General features: G+C 52.7%; 14 protein-coding genes. 4 read left to right on the top strand and 10 right to left on the bottom strand.

The window, feature by feature from the left end; genetic code table 11:
• Positions 1-66: 66 nt before the first annotated feature.
• Entirely contained in the window at positions 67-1,122 is a 1,056-nt protein-coding gene (locus tag AB4N48_RS04500; RefSeq protein WP_460094869.1) for an MBL fold metallo-hydrolase, read from the top strand.
• Positions 1,123-1,160: 38 nt separating this feature from the next.
• On the opposite strand, the gene AB4N48_RS04505 is transcribed toward AB4N48_RS04500, so the two are convergent.
• The 3 genes from AB4N48_RS04505 to AB4N48_RS04515 form a co-directional block, all read right to left on the bottom strand.
• On the bottom strand, positions 1,161-1,418 hold the full coding sequence (locus tag AB4N48_RS04505) for a helix-turn-helix domain-containing protein (protein ID WP_024014028.1): 258 nt from the start codon (positions 1,416-1,418) through the stop codon (positions 1,161-1,163).
• Positions 1,419-1,430: 12 nt separating this feature from the next.
• Positions 1,431-1,748: a helix-turn-helix domain-containing protein gene (locus tag AB4N48_RS04510; RefSeq protein WP_122507662.1), complete on the bottom strand. Its 318-nt coding sequence runs from the start codon at positions 1,746-1,748 to the stop codon at positions 1,431-1,433.
• Positions 1,749-1,841: 93 nt separating this feature from the next.
• The gene (locus AB4N48_RS04515; RefSeq protein WP_122507661.1) at positions 1,842-2,609 is read right to left on the bottom strand and encodes an AraC family transcriptional regulator; all 768 of its coding nucleotides are present in this window, start codon (positions 2,607-2,609) and stop codon (positions 1,842-1,844) included.
• A 109-nt stretch (positions 2,610-2,718) separates the two neighbouring features.
• Here AB4N48_RS04515 and AB4N48_RS04520 point away from each other — a divergent pair, with 109 nt between their 5' ends.
• From AB4N48_RS04520 to AB4N48_RS04530, 3 genes are all read left to right on the top strand, one after another.
• Positions 2,719-3,534, top strand: a complete 816-nt coding sequence (locus AB4N48_RS04520; protein ID WP_460094870.1) for a sulfite exporter TauE/SafE family protein — start codon at positions 2,719-2,721, stop codon at positions 3,532-3,534.
• Positions 3,522-4,772 carry a hypothetical protein gene (locus tag AB4N48_RS04525; protein WP_460094872.1) on the top strand — a complete coding sequence of 417 codons (1,251 nt, stop codon included), beginning with the start codon at positions 3,522-3,524 and terminating at the stop codon, positions 4,770-4,772. The genes AB4N48_RS04520 and AB4N48_RS04525 overlap by 13 nt, the downstream gene beginning before the upstream one ends.
• 125 nt (positions 4,773-4,897) lie before the next feature.
• Positions 4,898-6,088 carry a hypothetical protein gene (locus AB4N48_RS04530; RefSeq protein WP_460094873.1) on the top strand — a complete coding sequence of 397 codons (1,191 nt, stop codon included), beginning with the start codon at positions 4,898-4,900 and terminating at the stop codon, positions 6,086-6,088.
• A gap of 3 nt (positions 6,089-6,091) precedes the next feature.
• Here the strand turns inward: AB4N48_RS04530 and AB4N48_RS04535 are convergent, their stop codons facing one another.
• The 7 genes from AB4N48_RS04535 to AB4N48_RS04565 all read right to left on the bottom strand — a co-directional run bounded on the left by AB4N48_RS04535 (position 6,092) and on the right by AB4N48_RS04565 (position 13,599).
• Positions 6,092-7,078 carry a hypothetical protein gene (locus AB4N48_RS04535; RefSeq protein WP_460094874.1) on the bottom strand — a complete coding sequence of 329 codons (987 nt, stop codon included), beginning with the start codon at positions 7,076-7,078 and terminating at the stop codon, positions 6,092-6,094.
• 149 nt (positions 7,079-7,227) lie between these two features.
• Positions 7,228-7,953 carry an HNH endonuclease gene (locus AB4N48_RS04540; protein ID WP_460094876.1) on the bottom strand — a complete coding sequence of 242 codons (726 nt, stop codon included), beginning with the start codon at positions 7,951-7,953 and terminating at the stop codon, positions 7,228-7,230.
• A gap of 116 nt (positions 7,954-8,069) precedes the next feature.
• Positions 8,070-8,603, bottom strand: coding sequence for a BRO-N domain-containing protein (locus AB4N48_RS04545; protein ID WP_460094877.1), 534 nt, complete (start codon positions 8,601-8,603; stop codon positions 8,070-8,072).
• Positions 8,604-8,936: 333 nt separating this feature from the next.
• Entirely contained in the window at positions 8,937-9,782 is an 846-nt protein-coding gene (locus tag AB4N48_RS04550) for a DUF6216 family protein (protein WP_460094878.1), read from the bottom strand.
• Positions 9,783-10,367: 585 nt separating this feature from the next.
• Entirely contained in the window at positions 10,368-11,417 is a 1,050-nt protein-coding gene (locus AB4N48_RS04555) for a hypothetical protein (protein WP_460094879.1), read from the bottom strand.
• A 120-nt stretch (positions 11,418-11,537) separates the two neighbouring features.
• The gene (locus AB4N48_RS04560) at positions 11,538-12,788 is read right to left on the bottom strand and encodes a ribonucleotide-diphosphate reductase subunit beta (protein WP_016773579.1); all 1,251 of its coding nucleotides are present in this window, start codon (positions 12,786-12,788) and stop codon (positions 11,538-11,540) included.
• Positions 12,789-13,338: 550 nt separating this feature from the next.
• Positions 13,339-13,599, bottom strand: a complete 261-nt coding sequence (locus AB4N48_RS04565; RefSeq protein WP_016773580.1) for a DUF2790 domain-containing protein — start codon at positions 13,597-13,599, stop codon at positions 13,339-13,341.
• Positions 13,600-13,634 lie beyond the last annotated feature (35 nt).

Genomic DNA, 13,634 nt, shown 5'->3' on the forward strand with positions numbered 1-13,634 from the left:
CAGCTTGGCCATTTTCATTTCCCGTGGAATACCGTGCAGCACACGGTTTTTCGGAGTCGTTCAGTCATGGCCAATCCAGTCTCACTCCCGGATAACACTCCCACGCCTGAGGCCTCGCGCCAGGATCAAGGGCTGTTTCGCAATCATGCGCCGGTGCAGCGCGAAGGGGTACGCAAAATGCTGCGGATCATGTGGAACATGATTTTCCACAAACCGCGCGACACCCGTCCGAGCGCCGCCATTCCTGTGCAGCCGCTGACCCGTGAAGATCTGCTCGCAGCGCCCAATCACAGCGTTTACCGCTTGGGGCACTCGACGCTGTTGTTGAAGATGCGCGACAAATTCTGGATCACCGACCCGGTCTTCGCCGAGCGCGCCTCGCCAGTGCAATGGGCTGGCCCGAAACGCTTCCACCAACCGCCGATCAGCATTGACGAGTTGCCACCGATCGAAGCGGTGATCCTCTCCCACAATCATTACGACCATCTCGACTACGAAGCGGTACTCAAACTCGCCAACAAAACCACGCACTTCCTGACCCCGCTGGGCGTGGGCGACACCCTGATCAAATGGGGTATCGACGCCAGCAAGGTGCGCCAGTACGACTGGTGGCAGGGCACCGAAATCGCCGGTATCCGTTTCGTCGCCACCCCTTCGCAGCACTTCTCCGGCCGTGGCCTGTTCGACGGCAACAGCACGCTGTGGGCGTCGTGGGTGATGATCGACGCCGACACACGAATCTTTTTCAGCGGCGACAGCGGTTACTTCGACGGCTTCAAACGCATCGGCGAACAATACGGCCCGTTCGATCTGACCCTGATGGAAACCGGCGCCTACAACGTCGAATGGCCCCACGTGCACATGCAACCGGAAGAAACCCTGCAAGCCCACATCGACCTCAAGGGCCGCTGGCTCTTCCCGATCCACAACGGCACCTTCGACCTGGCCATGCACGCCTGGCACGAACCTTTTGACCGCATCCTTGCGCTTGCATGGGAACGCAGTATTGCGATTACCACACCGCGGATGGGGGAGGCGTTCAACATTGCGCATCCACAACGGGGGAGTGCGTGGTGGATGGCGGTTGAAGAGGAGGGGGAGGCGCTAGTGCAGAACGCCTGACGATTTCATCCGGTTCGCCTCGGTGCGAACCGGATGAATCAGATTCCTATTTCCTTCATTCGCCGGTGGTAATCCTCCATCGTAGCGACTGACAAATCCCTGAATTTTCCACGAAGTATCTGACTTAGTGTTTCCAAGGTGATGCCAGTAATTTGCGCCGCTTCAGATTCGTTCAGGTTGGCAGTCTTGATCAACGCGGCCATTTTTGTCGCATATCCCGATTTGATCAGCATTTCATCTGCACCCTGCAGTCCCAAATCTGCGTAGACGTTGCCCGTGCTTCTTTCGATGTCCATCCTTAGCGCTCCTTATTCGGCCATCGCAAAATCCCCACGCCCCACCGATTCCCCCGCCATAGCCTGCGCCCTGACACTGCGCCCCGGTGCGAACCCCGGAAAAAACACCAACCCTTGCGCTTCGAACCGATAAGCCAGTGCCAGTCTTGCGGCGTCCGCCACGTCCTGCTGCGCTTCGAACCGCTGGATATCTGCCACCGCAACCTCGGCCTCGCGCGACAGTTGTTCAATGCTCCAGCCCAGCATGGCGCGGGCCTGGACGCAGTGGGTCGGGGTGAACTGGAAAAGGGCAATGCGTTCGAGGACGTGGTTCATCGCAAGAGAGGCCATGGTGTGCTCCGGGCTCAAAAGTGCTGATTGAAAATATACTGTGTTTTTGTACAGTTGTTTTCGGCCGGGATCAAATGCATTTTTCGAGTTTGCCTAGTTCGTCGGCTCCAACCAGACGGACGGTGCCTGTCCCAGCACTCGCCGAAACATCGTCGAAAACGCCGCCGGGCTCTCGTAGCCGAAGTCCAGGGCAATCCGCGTCACCGCTTCCCCCGCCGCCAACCGTGCCAACGCCTGCACGACGCACGCCTGCTGGCGCCACTGACGAAAGCTGAGCCCGGTCTGCTGCCGAAACAATCTGTTAAAGGTACGCAAGCTTATGTGTAACTGATCGGCCCAATCCTGCGGGGATTGATGGGTGTTGGGCATGTTCAGAAAGGTCTGACACAGACTGAGGAGCTTTCCTTCGGCGGGCATGGGAATGTGTAGGGCAAGGGGCGCGCTGCGTGCCAGTTCATGCAACAGCAAGTTGATAAGCACGCCGTCGCGTCCGGCCTGGTCGTACATCAGTGGCACGTCCACCGCTTCCATCAGCAAATGCCGCAGCAGCGGCGACACATTGAGCACTTGGCAGTCCGGCCCCAATTCCACGTTGCCCGGTTCGATGTAAAGGCTGCGCGTGCTCACCCCGAGCATCAACACCTCATGGGCGACGCCCGGCGGAATCCACACCGCGCGCTGGGGCGGCACCACCCAATTACCGTTCCGAGTGCTGACCTGCATCACGCCGGTGGCGCCATAGAGCAATTGCCCACGGCGATGCGTATGAAACGGGAGTAGGTGGCCGTGGGAATAATCGGTACCGATGGCCACGACCGGGCGAGGCGTGTCATCAAGTTGATTGATCGAAATGTTGCGCATCAGGCGTGTTCCAGCGATTGGCGTAAACGCGAACATTATTGGCCCAACTACTGAAGCCGGCCAATGCCTGCCGCACTAATGTCACGGCTCCCAGTTCTGGACGCTCACCATGTTCTACCTCCTGCTTACATTGTTCGGCTGCCTCACCGGCATCAGCACCGTGCTCTTCGGTTTCGGCGGCGGCTTCGTCATCGTGCCGCTGCTCTATCGCATGCTCACCGCCAGCCACGCAGCCGACGACCCCATCGCGCAATCGGCCATGCACATCGCCGTGGCCACCTCGACCTGCGTGATGGTCGTCAACGCCCTGATCGCCACACGCAAACACCAACGCGCTGGCAATCTGCTCCGAGAATACCTCTGGCCATTGGCCGGGGTTATCGGCGTGGGCGCGGTCGTCGGCGCCATCGCTGCGATGTGGGTCAGCGGCCAAGTGATCCGCTACGCCTTCATCGCCTACCTGGGCGTGACCATCGTCGATTGCCTGCTGCGCCGAGGATTTCTCACACAGTCCCAAACCACATTCCCACGGCGACTGACCACGACGGAAACATCCGCCGGCGGTGTAGGCATCGGCGCCATCGCGACCTTCCTAGGTGTAGGAGGAAGCGTCATGACCGTGCCGCTGCTGCGCCGTTGCGGGCTGAGCATGTCTCAAGCGACCTCCATGGCCAATCCGCTCAGCGTGCCGGTGGCGTTGGCCGGCACACTGACGTACATGGCGCTGGCCGGGTTCACTGAGTCTGATCTGGGGATTTGGTATATCGGGTATGTCGATGTGCTGGCGTTTGCGCTGCTGACGGTTGGTTCGTTGCTCGGGATCAGATTGGCTGCGCCGTGGATAGGGCGGATACCGGATCGGGTGCATGCGCGCGTGTACATCGGTTTACTTATGGTGGTGATGATCAGCATGTGCTTGAGCTGAGCGCGACGGCGCTCGATTCCAGCGCGCAAGCTCGCCATAATCCGCAGCTACTTTCGCGGGCAGTTGCTCGCTTATTCAAGGATGAAGTGATGTACCGAGGACTGTTACGTCTTTTTGCTGTTTTTCTTCTAACGGGTTCTTTTGTCTCGACGGCAACTTGGGCCGAGACCGGCGCGCAGTTGTTCACCGGCACGTTGGGTAAATCGTCAATCGTCCTCGAAATAAATCCTCGTACCGGAGAGGGACGTTACTTTTACAAGAAGTACCGCAAGGATCTACCACTCGACGGTGCTCTGGACGGGGAAACGCTTGTGCTGGAAGAAGGCTCGCGGATGGACGACTCACGCCCGACCTTGCGTCTGCAGCCGACAACTGATGGTTGGTATGGTGAGTGGACGAGCACCACTGGGAAAAGCCTGAAGATCGAGTTACAGCCAGCCGTCATCCCCGATGTAGCGGATGATGCCTTGCCATTTTTCACCACACTTCACGACAAGTACCCTTATGAATACCTGCGGCTGCAGGGCGTCACACTCAAAAAAGGCAACATCGACACCTTCATGGGCTACACGCTGCAGTGGTGGAGCGAGCCGAAGACAGGCACTTCTCTGTTTGAAGTGGTCTCGGGTTATTCCCTTGAAGAGCGTCGACGCATCAACCAACAATTGATGGCGCGTTTGTGGAGCGAGGTATTGTCGTCTTATGGATGTTCAGGCAGTTACGCGCAGTCGAGCCAACCACTGTGGATGTCGTCAAGAGTGATGAGTGTTCTGATTTCATCAGATTATTTCTGCGGCGGTGCCTATCCGGATCAAAGCCAGGATGCGCTCAACTTCGACACTAAAACAGGCAGACTCCTGACCCTTGATGATGTTTTGTGGGTGGGGCAGGGCAAGCCATTGCATTTCCAACGAGAGGGCGACTTCGGCGGGGAGGCGTCCGGCTCGTCTGATTCCTGGTCTAACTACCGCAGTGAGGAACTGGCACCTTGGCTGGTCGCGCAGTTGCTGAAACTCTACTCCAGTGAAATGACCGTTACCCCCGAAGGCGAAAACGACTGCAACTACGACGAGAGTTATCCCTGGCAATTTCCCGGTTGGCACTTCACGGAACTGGGCATCAAGCTCAAGCCATCATTTCCCCACGTCGCGGCGGTCTGCGGATTCGTCGACTGGAGCGTTCTGCCGTACACAATCGTCAAACAACATCCGGGCGGGGTTGCACTGCAACTGCCTTGATGTCGCGTTTACTTTCATGCGCAGCCCCTCGATTCCCGACCACAACCCCGCCATAATCGCCGCGAATTTATCCGCGCCGGCCCTCAAATGCCGGCGCGACCTCTGACTCTTTCAAGGAACGATCAATGCTCAAGGGACTGATGCGCCTGGCGCCATGCGCTGCTGTGCTGTTCTCGCTGATTCCAAGTGTCCACGCCGATGATGGCCGACGCGTGTTCACCGGCACGTTGGGCAAAATGCCGATCGTCGTAGAGCTCAATATCACGCAGCAGGACGAAGTAACCGGTCGGTACTTCTACGAAAAATACCATCGTGATTTGCCGCTCAGTGGCGCGTTGCAGAACAGCACGCTGACCTTGACCGAGGGCAATAATCGCTATGGTGACGACAAGCCGCTGTCAACGTTGGAACTTGAAGAAACCGGCAGCGGCTGGCAGGGCGAATGGAAAAGTCCGCAGGGCAAGAAGCTGCCAGTGAAACTCATCGAGGCCAGACTTACCGCCCCCACCTCATCAACTTTGCCGTTCATTGCTGCTTTGCCCTACAGCGAGCCTTACGAGTATTTGCGCCTGCAGGGACTCAAACTGAAACCGGCGAAGAAAGAAAACTTCATGGGCTACGACCTGCAATGGTGGACAGAGCCTGAGACAAAGATTTCCCTGTTCAGCGTGGAGTCCGGATTGTCGAAAGATGATCAGCAACGGGTTAACCAGCAGTTGCTTGGACGCCTCTGGAATGAAGTCATCAGTTACCACGGCTGCCAGCTGCAGGGCGGCGAAAACGTCGAATTTATGCAACAGGCGCAACCGAAAATGATCTCGCCAGCCGTGGTCAGCCTGAACATCTCGACCAGCTATTACTGCGGCGGCGCGCATCCAGACTTCGGCGATTCACCGCTCAACATTGACGTCAAAACCGGCCACCCGCTGTCCCTCGAAGATGTGCTGTGGGTCGGTGAGGGCAAACCACTTTTACATGCCGAACGCGACAGCTTGGGCGACGAACCTCTGAGCAAGGACGAAAGTAACGCGCGCTATCAGTACGTCAGCAAAGAGTTGGTGCCGTGGGTGATCAAACAATTCACGGCCCTGTACCCCACAGAAATGAAGACACCGACGGGAGATGACGACTGCAACTTCCAGGCCGAAAGCATCTGGGGGACTTCACCTTGGTACTTCACCGAGAAGGGCTTGTACCTCGGCGCGTACTTCGCTCGCGTGCAACGCTCTTGCGATAGACCTGACTGGTCGATCCTGCCGTACTCCCTAGTCAAACAACACCCTGGCGCCGTAAAACTGCAACTGCCCCAAGGCTAGCCATCACTCCAACCCCGGCGCTTCACGAATAATGAAGTGATCCAGGTTCTCGATATTGGCATTGAAGACCTCGAAAGGCTTTTCGGGGTTCTTCTTGCCGGGCACCTGCTTCAACTCCGGCGTCACCCCATAGAAGAAACAGAACAACGCCTTGTCGCTATCCACAGCGTGCTTGATCTCTTCCAGAAACGCCTTGCGCTTGCGGTAGTTGTCGATCAGCTTCTTGTTCAGATAAACGCTGACCGGATATGGCCTCTTCTTGTTGTCTTCGGGCTTCTTGAACCAGACCTTGTCCTCGAAATCGATACGAAAACTGGCGCTGTGGAAGTCCTCGATCTTCTTGATCCGCCCCCAGTAGATCAGCCCCTTGTTGTCCGTCAGATATTCGATCTTCTTGAAAAACGAACTGTACGGCGCCGTATGCTCGCCGACCTTCAACGGCATCCGCTTGAGTAAATCCTTGTCGGCGAAGTTCGAAACAAAACACTCCACCGGATGCGCAAACACACTGGTCTTATCCGGCGCCGACTCCCGACTCGCCGACTCTTTACCACCGTCCGCCGCCACCCGCACCGGGTCAGCGCGCAACACATCCGCCGCGCCCGCCGGCGCGACAGGCTTGCGCACATACTCACGCCGGGTCAGTAACAACTCTGATGGGAAGTGTTCCTCACGCCCGTCATCCACCTCGCCATCCGCCGTCTCAACGCCAGACGCCGACGCCTTCAAACTCACATACGGGCAACCCGCCACATGCTGCGTAGTGGGCAGATTCTTGAAGTGCGGCGTGCGAACGTAATTCACGTTCTTGGCATTGAACGTACCCAACTCATTGGAAGGCTCAAACGCTGAACGACAAGCATCGTTGGGGCACTGGAAGTGCTCCTTCGCCGAGTCGAACGCCACCGTCTCATCGAAATTGAGATCGCGAACGTCATAGATCGACAACTTGTCGTCGAGGCTGAGGCAGTAGGCGAGATCGAATTTCATGGTGGGGCTCGGATCCTTGAGTGGGAGGGGGGTATTAATAGCGGGAGGCGGCGCGGGTTGCACTGATTGTTTTCAGGATGGGTGATCGAACCTGAAGCTTGCCAATTTTATGTGGCGAGAGGAGAAGGCTCCTTCGCCACTAACTTAAATCAGCTCATCAAATAACGTTTTAGGCGTTTCACTTTTCCATAAAGCGACTCGGTGAACTCATCCTTGTCGCTTGAATAGTGACAACGGCGATGGCAATTCGGGCATAGGGCCACGGCATTGGTTGTCCAGTCTGGGCCATCATTGGCAAGGTGCTGAACATGGTGTACTTCGAGAAAGTGCAAACCATTTGGGAGCTTGAAAGGGGCGTCTAGCCCGCACCCTTCGCAAACACCGTTGGCGTTTTTCAGAACCCAGAGCTTGGTCAACGGATCGCGTAAAAATGATGTTGTAGTGCCGACTGTCCGTTGCGGTTTCTCGATACCGCGTGGGGTACCAACCATCTCACGTTGCTCCAGCCTTGAAACCTTGGCATTTAGGGCTTGGTCGTCAGCCGTTGGTGAGTAGTCGTCTGGATCGAAAGCACCCTTTGCAATCATCGCAGCGCGAACACGCTGTGCTACTCCAGCACCCAGATGCTTGGCAGGTAGGTAACCGATGATATATGGCAGACACAAATCATTGAGTTCGGTGGAGATGTTAAGCATGCGGAACTCAATAGAACCTCTACTACGATTTTTCAACACGCCTTCGCGCAGCAACCGGTTCTCGTGCGCCTTGTTCAGCCTTTGACCACTTTTTTCAAGCGCAAGCATCTTGAGGTAACCATCGACCGCTGCTTCTAGCTCTTCGTCGCTCCAATCAGTATTTTCTTTTTCGATGTCCATAAGATCGCCGAGGGTTGAAAACCCTCGGACGATACTGAGTGGCCATTACTGCTGTCTACGAAAATTCCTACAAAAAATAGCGACGGATCTCGCATGTGATCCTACAAACGTATCGCTTACCCCATCGAATGCTTCGACGACTGAAACGCCTGAGCGACCCTCCGCCACCAAGGCTTCGCCGGGGTAGCATTTCGCGGTATTTGATCGCTCAACAAATAGGGCATATCCCGCAACCGAATCCATCCTTCATTCTGCCAATGCAACAGGCTCAGAGACATCTCCGGCCAATCCAACAAACTCAACATCGGCCGTTCTGAATGTCCCGAGTGTTCGGCATCACGCAGGGCTGGCACCACCTGATGAGTCAGCCACTCACGCAACAACCGATTCCCTGGAACGTAGTGATACACCAATAACGCGTACACACCGGATTCGCTGAGCATCAGCTGTTTTTCGGGTTGCCGGAAATACTCAATCCACAAAACGCGACGCTGATCCTTGTCCAGTTTGTTGACCATGCGTTCGCTCAGATGGAGACCCATCAAACGGCCGATATCGCGGGCGCAGAACCATGGTTGATTTTCAAGGAGAAGGGCGTGGAGAGAGAGGTTGTGGCGGGTGAAGAGTGTGGGATTGTGTGAATCAGACATGATCTACCTCCTGATGCGGAAGCAGAATTTCAGTAGTAATGCTGTAGGTGATTTCGTTCAATGAGAAGGGAAAAGTCTTAGGCATATCCATTACCTCTACTTAATAGCTTTCTTAGGGCTAAGGCGCCGGGAGTTAAGAAACCCCAAGTAGAAGGCCGGACATATTCCCCTTGCGGGTCTTGTATTAGCCCACTCCCGACATAGCAGAGTGTTTTACGCCCACGAGCAATCCATAGGCACAAAAAAGCCGCATCTTTCGGGAGCGGTCAGGCCGCTACTTGAGGCGTTTCTTAGGCGCCGGAACAGTGATGGTATGTGGCTGCCGGTCGCTGGTCAAGCAGCACCTGTTTCTGTTTTCAATCTATTGAGTCGTTGATAAATTCTTTTAGCAGCACTTAGTTTTGAAATGATCCGTGCAAGCACAATGGAAATAATTAAAAAATAGAATCCCAGCAATGCTAGTGTCGCTTTTTGTTGTTTTAATTCTTTTTTAATTCGGTCAGTCTCCGTAGGGTTTTTTAGTGATTCACAGAGATCCAATATTCGTTCTTGGGGAAACTTATCCATGTCAATAAACTGATGGGAATGGTCAATGTTTTTACAGGTCTCTAGATTTAGTTCATGGTCGCTAAAGATTGAGAATATATACTTGTCTGGGGTTGCGTAGAAGGTAGGGGTGTCAGGAAAGCTGATAAATAAATATTTTGATGTCGTTAGTGAGATACATAGTGCCATTAAGGAGACAAAGAAGATAAGGAGTGCTGACGTAAAAATTTCAGATAGACGGAATTTTCTTGGTTTTATTTTAATTTTTGAAAAATTTGTCCAATCAATATGAGGCCTTGCCAAAGATATATCAGATATTAAGAGGTTGTTAGAGTGTATCCATTTTTCCGCTAATTCGGCTTCTTCTAGTGTAGTGGCGGGTATGTTGAACTCAAATTTAAAGTGCTCAAGCTCTCTCAAATCGTTTTTTAACTTCTCAAATCGAGGGTTTGAAAAACTTGGCTTGCCACCGAATAATCGCCAAATTTTATCTCTGGCGAAAAGGAATGATCGAGCACGCTTATAAATATATATAAAAAATGTGATTATTAGTAAAAAGTTGCTCAGGGTTAAAATAAGTGTTAGGTTTTTTGTTATCCAGTCTAAATTGTTCTCGATTATTGCTGTGGGCATAATTATTTCTTTCTGGGGATGTGGTAGGAAGTTTTTCTCGTGATATTTTCCTGTCTGATTTTACGAAGGTGCTTTATACATCTCTATCTGCTTCTCTATCTTGTCGGCGTGAATGTAATTCATTGATAAAGGCTATGTTTGAATATATTACGTTCGCTATTGCCTCGATTTGTAGGAGTGTTAGTGTGCACACGCAACTAAATGCAGCGATCTTTATCGTGGCCATGTTCAATTGATAAAATGCGGACTCTGAAATTGCTAGTTTCGAAAGATTTAGTAGCATAATAATAGTGACTACTAATGCAGATTTCAGAACGCTTGAGACGATTGCTTCGAGACGTCTCGTGTCTTTTAATGTTTCCGTAAAGTCCACGTTGCTTATTTGGTTAGAGCTCACTAGTTTCATTAGCGCGTTAGGGTATAAGAAAGCAATCCATATCCCCATGATGGTAAAAACCATTCCTGATACATTAAGTAATGTGTCAACGTAGTCTTTTAAGTACGTTGTATTTATTTTTAATGAGTGGTTGTAGCAGACTAAAAAAATTAATATGGATATGAATGTATAAATTATTAATTTAAGCTTCATGAGCCGGTTCCAGTTTCAGTAGGCTCGGTTACGTCGGAGCGGATTATCGGCGTTAAGTATCGTTCACGACTTTTACTTAACACATCATAAAGGAATGCTGCTGGCATTATGTCGGGGCTGTCAGATGGTAAGGTGATGTATTCTTTTAGCCTGTACTTGTCAACCCAGGTAATAGATTTGTCTTGAAGCTCAAAACCTACTCTATCCCACTCGCCAGCCAATCGTTGTTCTTTCGCATAAGTTTCTATAATTTTCTGTAGTTCGATCTTTGTAGGTTTTGCTTCTGCCTTGATCTCGATTCTACGTTTTTTGGCTTCGGGTTTAGTTCCTAGATATGGTAAGGAATCAAATATTTTTACCCATCCATCACGTTCGTCTTTGGTTGCAACTACAACAGTTTCTCTTTTTATCAGGTGAGTTATTTTCTGTTGAAGTTCAGAAAGCTCAACGCTTGCTGTGTTTAGGCTGCGAAGAGACATGTCAAAGCGATAGAGGTACTTGTATGGTTGGTCTTCTTGAGAGTCTGATATAGAAAGCCTGATATAGCCTGTTTCTGTTGTGTGCTTTATTCTGTTTGGATGCTTCACTCTGTTAGTGATCGCGCTCGTGATCCAGTCTTGAAACATCGCTGAGTCACATACTGAATTGTCAAATTTTATTGAAATTACGGTATTCAATGTCGGAATTACCCAGTAATAGCATGGTCGCCCCCAAATTACATCTTCACCTTTATAAGTGCTTGTATATTTTACAACTTTTCCTTTACTTGCTGAATGCGCTCCCCACAAAGTCCCCGCGCTATCAGTGTCGGATTTCCAAAGTACTAATACAAAGTCTCCTGTCGCTGGGTCTTTGTAAATGTCTTGGCAGTAACATTTAGTTCTACTGGTATTTTTTCTTGAGTCGTCCCAAGGTATTGTTTGCGGAAAAGGTGTTTCGGCGAGCCACTCTGTGATCAAATCTAGAGACTCTGAGATTTCGCATCCATTAGGGTCATGCTTTCCAACTTTGTAAAGGCCGCACTCATTGATTTTAAAAAAGTTCATGTGCCCGGAGTTCATATATGCCCCACCTCATCTATAAAAAAGCCCCGCATGGCGGGGCTTTTGTAAGACTCCCCTACATCCATGTTAGGAAGGCTCTTATATCATGGCTTTATGGCATCATCAATCCCAGCTCAACGCCCCACCAGTCTGATACTCAATAACCCGAGTCTCAAAGAAATTCTTCTCTTTCTTCAAGTCCATAATTTCGCTCATCCAAGGGAACGGATTCGTAGTCCCTGGATACTCCTCTTTCAAACCAATCTGCGACAAACGACGGTTAGCGATGAACTTCAGATAATCCTCCATCATCGCCGCGTTCATGCCCAACACCCCGCGAGGCATGGTGTCACGCGCGTATTCGATCTCCAGCTGCGTACCCTGCAGGATCATCTGGGTCGCTTCTTCTTTCATCTCAGCATCCCACAGGTGTGGGTTTTCGATTTTGATCTGGTTGATCACGTCGATGCCGAAGTTCAGGTGCATGGATTCGTCGCGCAGGATGTATTGGAACTGCTCGGCGACGCCGGTCATTTTGTTGCGGCGGCCCATGGAGAGGATTTGGGTGAAGCCGCAGTAGAAGAAGATGCCTTCCAGAACGCAGTAGTAGGCGATCAGGTTGCGCAGCAACTCTTTGTCGGTTTCCGGGGTGCCGGTTTCGAACTTTGGATCGGAGATCGAGCGGGTGTACTTCAGGCCCCAGGCTGCTTTCTTCGCGACCGATGGGATCTCGTGGTACATGTTGAAGATTTCGCCTTCATCCATGGCCAGCGATTCGATGCAGTACTGGTAGGCGTGGGTGTGGATCGCTTCTTCGAAAGCCTGGCGCAGGATGTACTGGCGGCATTCCGGGTTGGTGATCAGGCGGTACACGGCCAGGACCAGGTTGTTGGCAACCAGGGAGTCGGCGGTGGAGAAGAAGCCGAGGTTGCGCATGACGATGCGGCGCTCGTCGTCGGTCAGGCCTTCCGGGTTTTTCCAGAGGGCGATGTCGGCGGTCATGTTGACTTCTTGCGGCATCCAGTGGTTTGCGCAACCGTCCAGGTACTTCTGCCAAGCCCAGTCGTACTTGAATGGCACGAGTTGGTTGAGGTCGGCGCGGCAGTTGATCATGCGCTTTTCGTCAACGGCGACACGGGCGGAGGCGCCTTCGAGTTCGGCGAGGCCTTCGGCGACGTCGAGGGAGTTCAGTGCAGCCTTGGCGCGGGCCACGGCGGCCGAGTCGTCGGCGGTGACGGCGCGGGCTTCCAGCGCTGCGGCGCCGCCGGCGTTGTCGAGGCGGTCCATGTTGGCTTCGCTTGCGTGGCCGGCGTTGGCGCCTTTCACGGTTGCGACTTCACTGTCTTCTTTATCGAATTCGTCCCAGCTCAGCATGACGTGTCGTCTCCTGCGTGAGGGCTTGTGCCCGTGTGAAACCTGAAGGGTTGGTTTTTCACACGGCCAAACAAGCCGCGTTGGATGTCGTTTTTTGCAGCGCTGCACGCAGGCAAATAAACAGAAATTTTGACGGGTTCGGAGAGCCTCTGATGGGCGCAATCAGCGTCGGGCACTGTTGCGGGGCTTCAGAATGGCTTTTGCTCCCTGTAAGGGAATATTGCTGACCCGTATAGGGCGGCATTATAGGGAAATTTTTACCGGCGTGGTGCGGCGAATCGGCTCATGGCGAGGCCGAGGAGGGGGTGGATTTCGGTCCGACCGAGGGATTACAGGGCTTTGCGCGGAATCGACCCGAGCAGATTTTTTTTCGTTAATTTTTTGGCAGGTGGTTTTTTGTTTAAAAAATAGCCAGAAAAGTAGGTTTTTCACTATATCTAGTGTTTTGCAAGCGTTTTTCACGGCTCCAGACACAACTGAGCCCGACCGAAGCCGGGCTGGAATCGACCCTCAATGTAGCGCTGAGCGATCCGATTCGGTGCAGTCTGATTCAGTTCGTGCAGCCGTTGCCCATGATGCTGTAGCGCAAGATGTGGCGTTGACCTTTGGAGTCGTCGTATTCCATTTTTGCCGGTACAACTTCGCAGACGTTTGGAATTTCGCTCATCGATACAACTTTGGCGATGTCCAGGTGTGTGGAGTAAGTGTATTCCTCGATGACCGGTTGTTGCTGTGCGACATCAGTCGGGACCTCGTCTGCCATGGCGGTTGCGCACAGACTGCTTAGGGCCAGAACCAATAAAGCTTTCATTTCTAATTCACCTTTTTGAGGTCGAGTGGGGTCAC

This window comes from Pseudomonas sp. S2_C11 (genome assembly GCF_054668395.1).

Excerpts from the sequence above, each read along its gene's own strand:
- AB4N48_RS04535 (WP_460094874.1), bottom strand. The coding sequence starts at position 7,078 with ATGAAATTCGATCTCGCCTACTGCCTCAGCCTCGACGACAAGTTGTCG.
- AB4N48_RS04505 (WP_024014028.1), bottom strand. The coding sequence starts at position 1,418 with ATGGACATCGAAAGAAGCACGGGCAACGTCTACGCAGATTTGGGACTG.
- AB4N48_RS04555 (WP_460094879.1), bottom strand. The coding sequence starts at position 11,417 with ATGAACTTTTTTAAAATCAATGAGTGCGGCCTTTACAAAGTTGGAAAG.
- AB4N48_RS04510 (WP_122507662.1), bottom strand. The coding sequence starts at position 1,748 with ATGGCCTCTCTTGCGATGAACCACGTCCTCGAACGCATTGCCCTTTTC.
- AB4N48_RS04545 (WP_460094877.1), bottom strand. The coding sequence starts at position 8,603 with ATGTCTGATTCACACAATCCCACACTCTTCACCCGCCACAACCTCTCT.
- AB4N48_RS04565 (WP_016773580.1), bottom strand. The coding sequence starts at position 13,599 with ATGAAAGCTTTATTGGTTCTGGCCCTAAGCAGTCTGTGCGCAACCGCC.
- AB4N48_RS04520 (WP_460094870.1), top strand. The coding sequence starts at position 2,719 with ATGTTCTACCTCCTGCTTACATTGTTCGGCTGCCTCACCGGCATCAGC.
- AB4N48_RS04550 (WP_460094878.1), bottom strand. The coding sequence starts at position 9,782 with ATGCCCACAGCAATAATCGAGAACAATTTAGACTGGATAACAAAAAAC.
- AB4N48_RS04560 (WP_016773579.1), bottom strand. The coding sequence starts at position 12,788 with ATGCTGAGCTGGGACGAATTCGATAAAGAAGACAGTGAAGTCGCAACC.
- AB4N48_RS04540 (WP_460094876.1), bottom strand. The coding sequence starts at position 7,953 with ATGGACATCGAAAAAGAAAATACTGATTGGAGCGACGAAGAGCTAGAA.
- AB4N48_RS04530 (WP_460094873.1), top strand. The coding sequence starts at position 4,898 with ATGCTCAAGGGACTGATGCGCCTGGCGCCATGCGCTGCTGTGCTGTTC.
- AB4N48_RS04500 (WP_460094869.1), top strand. The coding sequence starts at position 67 with ATGGCCAATCCAGTCTCACTCCCGGATAACACTCCCACGCCTGAGGCC.
- AB4N48_RS04515 (WP_122507661.1), bottom strand. The coding sequence starts at position 2,609 with ATGCGCAACATTTCGATCAATCAACTTGATGACACGCCTCGCCCGGTC.